Source organism: Microcoleus sp. FACHB-1515 (assembly GCF_014696105.1).
GTDB lineage: Bacteria > Cyanobacteriota > Cyanobacteriia > Elainellales > Elainellaceae > JAAUTJ01.
Window position 1 is genome coordinate 136,311 of record NZ_JACJPO010000018.1, and the last position, 7,785, is coordinate 144,095.

General features: G+C 50.5%; 11 protein-coding genes and 1 tRNA gene. 5 read left to right on the forward strand and 7 right to left on the reverse strand.

The window, feature by feature from the left end:
- The first annotated feature begins 87 nt into the window (after positions 1-87).
- The 3 genes from H6F67_RS05155 (at position 88) to H6F67_RS05165 (ending at position 1,574) form a co-directional block, all read left to right on the forward strand.
- The gene (locus tag H6F67_RS05155; protein ID WP_190763978.1) at positions 88-540 is read left to right on the forward strand and encodes an N-acetyltransferase; all 453 of its coding nucleotides are present in this window, start codon (positions 88-90) and stop codon (positions 538-540) included.
- 58 nt (positions 541-598) lie between these two features.
- A tRNA-Pro gene (locus H6F67_RS05160) sits at positions 599-672 on the forward strand.
- A gap of 350 nt (positions 673-1,022) precedes the next feature.
- Positions 1,023-1,574, forward strand: coding sequence for a site-specific integrase (locus tag H6F67_RS05165; RefSeq protein WP_190763980.1), 552 nt, complete (start codon positions 1,023-1,025; stop codon positions 1,572-1,574).
- A 180-nt stretch (positions 1,575-1,754) separates the two neighbouring features.
- On the opposite strand, the gene H6F67_RS05170 is transcribed toward H6F67_RS05165, so the two are convergent.
- Positions 1,755-2,024 (reverse strand): hypothetical protein, encoded by a 270-nt coding sequence (locus H6F67_RS05170; protein WP_190763982.1) that lies wholly within the window; start codon positions 2,022-2,024, stop codon positions 1,755-1,757.
- Positions 2,025-2,257: 233 nt separating this feature from the next.
- On the opposite strand from H6F67_RS05170, the gene H6F67_RS05175 reads away from it, so the two are divergent.
- On the forward strand, positions 2,258-2,698 hold the full coding sequence (locus H6F67_RS05175; RefSeq protein WP_190763984.1) for a tellurite resistance TerB family protein: 441 nt from the start codon (positions 2,258-2,260) through the stop codon (positions 2,696-2,698).
- A 73-nt stretch (positions 2,699-2,771) separates the two neighbouring features.
- On the opposite strand, the gene H6F67_RS05180 is transcribed toward H6F67_RS05175, so the two are convergent.
- The 4 genes from H6F67_RS05180 to H6F67_RS05195 all read right to left on the reverse strand — a co-directional run bounded on the left by H6F67_RS05180 (position 2,772) and on the right by H6F67_RS05195 (position 4,486).
- Positions 2,772-3,293: a hypothetical protein gene (locus tag H6F67_RS05180; protein ID WP_190763986.1), complete on the reverse strand. Its 522-nt coding sequence runs from the start codon at positions 3,291-3,293 to the stop codon at positions 2,772-2,774.
- A gap of 4 nt (positions 3,294-3,297) precedes the next feature.
- Positions 3,298-3,777 (reverse strand): Rho termination factor N-terminal domain-containing protein, encoded by a 480-nt coding sequence (locus H6F67_RS05185; protein WP_190763988.1) that lies wholly within the window; start codon positions 3,775-3,777, stop codon positions 3,298-3,300.
- A gap of 64 nt (positions 3,778-3,841) precedes the next feature.
- The gene (locus tag H6F67_RS05190; protein WP_190763990.1) at positions 3,842-4,009 is read right to left on the reverse strand and encodes a hypothetical protein; all 168 of its coding nucleotides are present in this window, start codon (positions 4,007-4,009) and stop codon (positions 3,842-3,844) included.
- 9 nt (positions 4,010-4,018) lie between these two features.
- The gene (locus H6F67_RS05195) at positions 4,019-4,486 is read right to left on the reverse strand and encodes a hypothetical protein (protein ID WP_190763992.1); all 468 of its coding nucleotides are present in this window, start codon (positions 4,484-4,486) and stop codon (positions 4,019-4,021) included.
- A 233-nt stretch (positions 4,487-4,719) separates the two neighbouring features.
- On the opposite strand from H6F67_RS05195, the gene H6F67_RS05200 reads away from it, so the two are divergent.
- Complete coding sequence (locus H6F67_RS05200) at positions 4,720-4,941, forward strand: helix-turn-helix transcriptional regulator (RefSeq protein ID WP_190763993.1); 222 nt, start codon at positions 4,720-4,722, stop codon at positions 4,939-4,941.
- 184 nt (positions 4,942-5,125) lie between these two features.
- Here H6F67_RS05200 and H6F67_RS05205 read toward each other — a convergent pair whose 3' ends face one another.
- Both H6F67_RS05205 and H6F67_RS05210 read right to left on the reverse strand, forming a co-directional pair.
- Positions 5,126-6,751, reverse strand: coding sequence for a hypothetical protein (locus H6F67_RS05205; protein ID WP_190763995.1), 1,626 nt, complete (start codon positions 6,749-6,751; stop codon positions 5,126-5,128).
- A 70-nt stretch (positions 6,752-6,821) separates the two neighbouring features.
- Positions 6,822-7,601 (reverse strand): hypothetical protein, encoded by a 780-nt coding sequence (locus H6F67_RS05210; RefSeq protein ID WP_190763997.1) that lies wholly within the window; start codon positions 7,599-7,601, stop codon positions 6,822-6,824.
- Between the last annotated feature and the right edge of the window lie 184 nt (positions 7,602-7,785).

Genomic DNA, 7,785 nt, shown 5'->3' on the forward strand with positions numbered 1-7,785 from the left:
TTGCTTTCTGCGAAACCATCTGCAATTCAATTTTCAAAATGTTCCATTAAGAACATTTTGCTGCTGCTCTTGACAGGAAATTTTCTTATGCATCAAGACATTCAGTTTCAACAAGCATCGATCGCTCACCTTGATCTCCTCCTCACCCTCATGGCCGACTTCTATGCCAACACCATGCCTTTCGTTCCCGCGATCGCTCAATCCGCCCTGTCCGGCATTCTTCAAAATCCCGCTTACGGCTTCGTCTGGCTCATCCAACGCCAAGCTTCTACTGTCGGCTACGTCGTTCTTACCCTCGGCTACAGCCTCGAATATGGCGGACGTGATGCCTTCATCGATGAACTCTACCTGCAACCAAGCGATCGCAACCAAGGCATCGGCACTCAAACCCTCCATTTCCTCGAAACCACCTGCCGCCAACTCAACATCAAAGCACTCCATCTCGAAGTCGATCGCCACAATCCCAAAGCCAGAGAACTCTACGATCGCGTCGGCTTTGAAGCAGGCGATCGCATCCTCATGACCCAGCAGTTTCGCTGACCTTTGAGCGATCGCTCCTGAGAGCCAAAATTCTGTGATACACTAACCTATGGCACATCGGGATGTAGCGCAGCTTGGTAGCGCACCTCGTTCGGGACGAGGGGGTCGTAGGTTCAAATCCTATCATCCCGATAAATGGTTGAAGCCGCTCTATATGGGCGGTTTTGCCGTTTTTATCCCTTCTGAAGCTACTGAAGCCATCAGTTTTTGAGTACCTTATCTGTACCTTATGTGAGTGTCAGACCTACTGCCTGGATTCTCCTACTTGGCGGCGATCGAGTGTCACCACATTAGTAGAAGTTATCAATCAGTGGCAGAATCGACCTTTCAGCGCTTCCGGCTTGGCGGCGATCGATAAGTAATCGCTAATTTACCCGCTGGCAACTCTGCTGTTGACGGTGAATCAACACTTTGACCCTGTTACTTGACGATTTGTTATTTCGTCAACTAGAAAAGAGTTGAGATGTAACCGGACGTGAGCGATGCTGAGCTTTGAGATTGACTTGGGGAATGTGGAGCAATCCGCCAAAGTAGACGGGCATGGGCAAGCCAAGATTTTGAGCGATACCGAACTGCACTCGCTTTTTACTGAGGGCTTCGCCACTGCCAGAGATCGCGCCTTATTCGCTCTGTGCCTGTTCACCGGATGTCGAATCAGTGAGGCGGTGCAGCTTCAGCCAGCCGACATTACCGAGTTACTGGTGAGCTTCCGCAAGGCATCGACCAAGACGAAGACGACAAGGCAGGTCGAAATCAGCCCTGCTCTGCGGCACTGGCTAGACCTGTATGAGTTGCCCGATCGTCCTTACGTCTTTCCCGGTCGGCACGGGCGCGGCCATCTCTCCAGAGCGGCGGCGGATGTGATTTTAGGGGAAGCTTGCGATCGAGTTGGCATAGCGGGCGTGAGTACCCACAGCTTCAGACGCACCTACATTACCCGTCTGCGGGATAAAGGTTACTCTCCTGCCCAGATTCAGAAGCGTACAGGCCATAAGCGACGTGAGAGCCTGATGCACTACTTTGATCAGGTTTAGCTCGATCGCCGCTGTACGTGAAAAATGAGTTGCTGTTAGCGCATAGCCAATCTTTCAGAGCAATGTGTTAAATCAGCACGTCTACAAATTGGCACTAAAAGAGGCTCCAATCTTTACGCTGCAACCGATAAAGCCTCTTTCAAGTTTTTGTTAGAAAAGAAATCCTAGCAATCTAGGAACTTAAACAGGCATCCAAGCTAACAGAAGATGCAGCAAAATGAAGGCTATCAAATAGGTTAAAACCTGTAGCAACAACAGCCCTAGTAATCCTCCAACCAGGGTTGGTAAACCAACTATCCATCCCATTCCGCTTAGAACTGTCGTAAAAGCTGCTGCTCCGAACACACCGAAAACCGGAGCGGTAGCGAGTGCCAGTGAAAAAGCTCCAACAGGGACAGCGCAGCTAGCGAAAAAAGCAGTGCTGTTGATCAGAGTGTTCTTGATAATCATGCCGTTTGCAACCTCGTGAGTAATCAGCTTTTACCGAGCCAAGTCAGGTAAGCTGTTTCACTCTTCCGAGTTCGCCAAGGCTAGGCAGCAGCTAAATCGTGAACCTTCAGTAAAGCTTTGTGAAGATACAAATTGCTTTTCAATTGCACTCCTGAGAGTTGGGAAATCTAATTGAGAAACTAAGCACCCTCAACCTGAACGGTTGGGGCATATCATTTTCTCGGAGTCACCTAATGGGATTGTTTGACCGTATTTCCGTAGCTACGGGCGGAGGAATGCTGAACCCAGCAGAAGCAGTTGCCGCTGTGAGCCTTTTGGCGGTTGCATCTGATGGCTACCTTTCTGATGAAGAGTCTCAAGCTTTGTGGTTTTCACTGTCTCGGATGCAGTTGTTCAAGAGCTATTCCGATGACGTTGTAAGGAGAATGTTTGACAAGCTAGGCGGAATTCTTAGGCGGCAAGGTGGCGACAGTTTGCTACAGCTAGCCAAAATGTCCATCCCCTATGAACTGGGAGCCACAGTTTTCGCAATGGCTACCGATTTGATCATGGCAGATGGCACAGTCGAGCCAGAGGAAGAAGCTTTTCTAGAGCGTCTCTACCAACTTCTTGAAGTTCCCCAAGAAACGGCACTTCAAATCATTCACGTGATGATTATCAAGAATAAAGGTTAGACTTTTGACTTCTTGATGCAAATAACCCCAGCGACACACGATCGACTGGGGTTACTTGATTTGATGAAGACTGTTACTCAGCGTCTACTTCGACTTGCCGCCATGTATTTAGGTTCACTCGCTCGTAAGCACATTCGCTACCGAAGTAGACTCGCACCATTTTCGATCGTCTGCTTCTTGGAATTTGCTGTTTGATTTTGTCATCCCAATTTCTTTGTAGGTATCGACCAAACTCAGGTGAATCTGCAAAAACGTAGGTATTGCCGTTAATCTTTACAACTGAGAATGTGTTGTTTTCCTTCTCTGCTGAATCTTTGATTGGCGTTTGATGCGTCTTGGTTTGCTTCGATAAATTGCCTTGATTGATTTCTGTTGACAGTGCCATTTGAGCGCGATCGAGTAGGTAATAGCAGATTCGATCGCAATTAGAGTTTTTCTGCTCTAGGTGGAGATGCAAAATTCCTATCCCAACAAAAGCTCCCGTCATTTCTTCAAAATTCTCATAGAAGACGTGAATTGTTTTGCCAGCTTTAGCGATTGAAACCATTGTGAGTTTCTCCTTTGTTGATGTGTTGTAGGGGCATTTCTGCCCCATGTTTCTAGACTGTAAGCAGTTCAATTAATTCGGCTTTGGTTCGCTTGCTGTAACCGGGAATCTTGCGATCGGATGCGATGCGCTTCAATTCGCGAATGGTCATCAGCGCATAGTCGCTGGGTGGCTCGATGTCGATCGCCTCTAACAATTCCCCCACATCGAGCGCATCTGCGGACGGCTCCACAGCGGCGGCTGGCTGACGAACTGCGGCGATCGGTTCAACTTCTGGCATCCGCTCTACTGCCAATTCCCAAGGATGCGATTCAGATGCAGGTAGTAGCAGGGCGATCGGTGTGGAGTCTGCCAGCAGTCCGTAAGGGTCGATGATTTCGGCTAAGTCGAATTCCTCCACAGTGGCGATCGGTGCGGCCTTGGCGGGTGGATGCTGCCAGCAGTGCCAAAGATGAGCGGTAAGCGCAGTCAGGAAGTAGGCGGCTCCGAACAGGGCGATCGAGTTTGTAGCGAGTGTCAGAACGTCTTGCATGGCTGAAAATCTCCAGTAGTGAAAATGTGTCGAGTGGGGATGTTTCCGGCCATCCCCTAACCGATTAGCTCAGTAGCGATTGCACTTCCCGCAGTAGCGCGGATGCTTGCTCTAGTTGCCGCTTGATTTCTTCATCGCTGGCATCTTGCTCGAATGCCCGTGTGAGTTTGTGAATCTGGCGGTGTAGGTCTTGCGCTCGAAGATAGGCGCGGAGATGGCGACGATCGCTCATGACTCAGCCTCACTCGATTGCTAGGCCATGCACGGCTAACGGTCGGGTGCTGCGGTGCATGACGGGCGCATTGGAGCGATCGAACTGAATGACGTTTGTAGCGGGCGCGGCTGGCTCCACAGGGCTGATGTCTGCCTTAGCTTGCTGCGGGGTGACGATCTCAGGTTTAGCGGCCAGCGTCCAAACGAATTTCTCAAGCGCTGGAAAGTCGCGCACCTTGACCTCGAATGCAGTCGCTAGCCGTTGGGACTGGCGAACTTGACAAAAAGCTTTAGGGAAGTAGCGGCGGAATCCAGCGATGAAATCAGTAGCCTCTGCCTCAGTCGCGAATCCGAAGTAAGCGGAGATGACACGGGCGCGTCTGCCACCCTTGCCCGATCGCTTGAGTGCTTGCGTAACCAGTCCGATTCGATCGCTCAGTTGGATGAAGGCGTAACGATCGCTGAGGCTTGTGACTTTGTAGCGGGCGCGTTTCATAATGGTGTTGCTCCTAGTGAGTAGGGCATCCGATCTGATTGGCGTTAGGCGGATGCCCTTTTGAATTGGGTGGGCTTCCTCTGGCTACCCTTGCGGGTGGCGGGGACTTACGGGAGTGAACCGCTTCACTCGCGCCCATGTATCTACTCTACGTCAGACGTAGAACAATGTCAACACTTTCGCGTAGAGATTTCTACGTTATACTGTGAGTGATAACATCTGACAGTAGAGCTATGACTACCACAGTGATCAAATGGAAGCTGAATGAGATGCTGTCTCAGCAGCGCAAGACTAGCCGCGATCTTGCTGAGCATTTAGGCATTCATGAAAATTCGGTTTATCGGCTGAGGAAAGAAGACAAAATGCCTCGATTAAATCACGACACGCTAGAGGGAATTTGCCTGTTTCTAAACTGTCAGCCAGGAGACTTACTTGAACTGGTGAAAGATAAATGACCGTCTACGCGAGAAGGGGTCAGGTATTGTATGGGGGAGTGGGGTATTAGCACGACTCCGCTCGATGAATTCTTCCGCGCAAATCAACCCCCTAAAAACCTGCGTCCCACTTTTTCAAAAAATTTGAGATTTTCCAAAAATAAGAAACCCTCAGCGATCAAACTGAGGGTTTATTTTTTGCACATTAGTTTACTTCATTCATCAGCAGCTTGTATTCATTTACTGCATCCTGGTAAGCCTGACTTCCTCCCTTCTTCACTCGCCACAGAACGAAGATGATTTGAGTTTGGTTGAGTCCTGCTGCCTGTAGTTCGGTGATGCGCTGAACCGCCTGAACTGAAGTGAGGTTTTCTGACGTAAAAGTGCCTGAACCGCCCTGAACCGAGTCTGAACCGTCTGAACTGAACCCTGAACCAAAACGGTTCAGAGTCTCAGAACTCGCATCTAGACAGCGGTTCAGCCATTGAACCGGACTTGAACCAAAACGGTTCAGGTCTGAACCGTCTGAACCGTTTTGGTTCAAGTCCTGAACCGGGGCTGAACCGGGAGCTAAATACTCAAAATTCGGCTCATAGTCAGGATGTCCTTCGGGGTTTCCTTTCGCGTCAAGCGTGGGAATTGATGCAGCGTACCACTCGCCATCATGCCACACCAAAGCAGGGCGATCGATACCTTTCAATTGCTCCATTAATGTTTCTTTTAGCCGTGCATTGTCTCTTGTCCCTAGCTTCAGCATTCGCGTATCATTTAGCGCTTTCGAGATACCCTTTTGACCAGGAAAGATAATCGTTAGATCATTGCGGGCATCTCCGCTCATGCCTAAACTTTCCGCTGTGAGTTCGGTCGAAACATAGCAAGCTCTCGATCGCAATTTGCGCGTCAAGCTACCGTGTTTTGACTGCCAGCGGTTGAGCGTAGCTGACTGCTCAGAACCGAGGGCGCGAATTTCTGGGATAGTCGATACTGCTTCTTCTAGCAAACGAAACATCGGCGTGAAATTGCTTTCGCCCTGCTGGTAGGCAGCGAGGCGGCGATCGACTTCATCGAGGTCAGCGGCCATCTGCTCAGCCATTGCCTGACACTGCTGGAGCGTGGTGAAGCCTTCCCACTCCCAAGCGCGGCCAAACACATCAAACAGAATTGCATCGACCTGTTGACCGGGAAAGATGACGTGCTTTACCAGGTACTTGATCAGGCGCGACTTGCCAGCGTTCATCTTGCCAATCAGGGCGAACTTAGGGCACTCGTCAGCATCCGCAATCCGGCTCCAGTCAAACAGCGACGGCGCGGCGGCTGGCTGTTGAATCGTGGCATCGACAGGCGCGGCTTCATCGGCTGCAACTGTGGCTTCCGGCGTTGGCTCCGCAGTTGCATCAGACTTTTTTGCCGTGTCTTCTACTGCCTCAGCGGGCACGTCGATCGCTTCATCCGGCTCAATCCCAGCGTGAGCATAATCGCCCTGCTTTGCCGCCTGCAAGCTGCCTTTGCCGTAGGTGCGCTCGTAAAGCTTGGCTTCAGCGGGTGTGAGCAAATGAGCATAGCGACCGGAATCGATCGCCCGCCAATCTTCCGATCGCTTCTTATTCCAGTTCATCAGGTGTTGAGCGGCGATTAGGCCAATGCCAACGCCACCCATCCAGCCAACTAGAGAGAAGCCGACGACCGCGACGAGAACGCCTCCAACCAACTGCAAGCCGCCGTGATTCTCTGCGTAGCGATTCACGATCGCTTGTCTGACGTGGTAATCGGGCGCAATTTCTCCGCTGGCAAGCTTTGATTCAATTTTCTCGATCGCGTCTTTGTTGCTCATGATTCGATGCCTCAATGGTGTTAAAAAACCGCCCTACCCACTACGGGCGGGCGGTGAATTGGTTTAGGGATTAGTTGGCTTGCTCAGCTTGTTCGGTTTGCTGTTGCTCCTGCCGCTGCTGCCTCATGTGGCCGAACACCTGCCGCAGCCAATACCACAGCTTCACAATCACCTCGACGGCGATCAACGTGATAACAACGGTGACAAGATTGCCCCAATCGACATCAGCAAGGCTGGGAGCCAGCAGCCACAGTGAGACGTTATCGAGTCCGCCTTGAATCGGTGGATAGCAAATCAAATTCATAATCCCGTCGATCGCATAGGCGAACATGGCGTAAGTTGTCGCCTTGGCAATCCACTCCAGCGGAATGTTATTGTGTCGCTCTTTCAGGGCTGCAACCATCGGCGTGTCAGACGGCTTGATCGAAAGGACTTCAAACCGCTCAACCCGCTCAATTAGCGATCGAAGTGTGTCAGCATCACGGGTCAAAATCCAGGGCAATAGTTCAAAGAATTGAAAGATTGCCCACAGTGCAACGCCGATCAAAGTTGTCGCAATGCTGGTAATCATCCCCAACAGCCAGCCAATCACAGGCAGCGACATCACAAAGTTAATCAGCGAGTAGTTCAGCGCTTGATTTGCCAACATCTCAACCGCTTTGATATACGGCTGGATGTTAAGGAAGATAAACAGCCCTGCTGCGATAATCATGCAGGCAAAAACGAGGTTGAGGATGAACACACCGAGCGCAGATTTGCGCTTGTAACGACGCGACTGGTACATCTTCTGAACACGGTCTTGAACTTGCTGCGTAGCGTTTTGAACTTGCTCTTTTGCAGTCCGTCTCATAGCGGTTCCCTCCCTTACAACTTTTTTTCTGTAGCGAATTGGAAGTACCAACCTTCAGGAATTTTCGAGCTATACAGGCAGCCTAAATAGGATGTGAACAAATGGTAGGCTGAGGGTGTGCCTCAAACTCTACCCTCTCAGACAATGGAAACGCTCGAACAGTTTATTCAAAGTAACCCACATA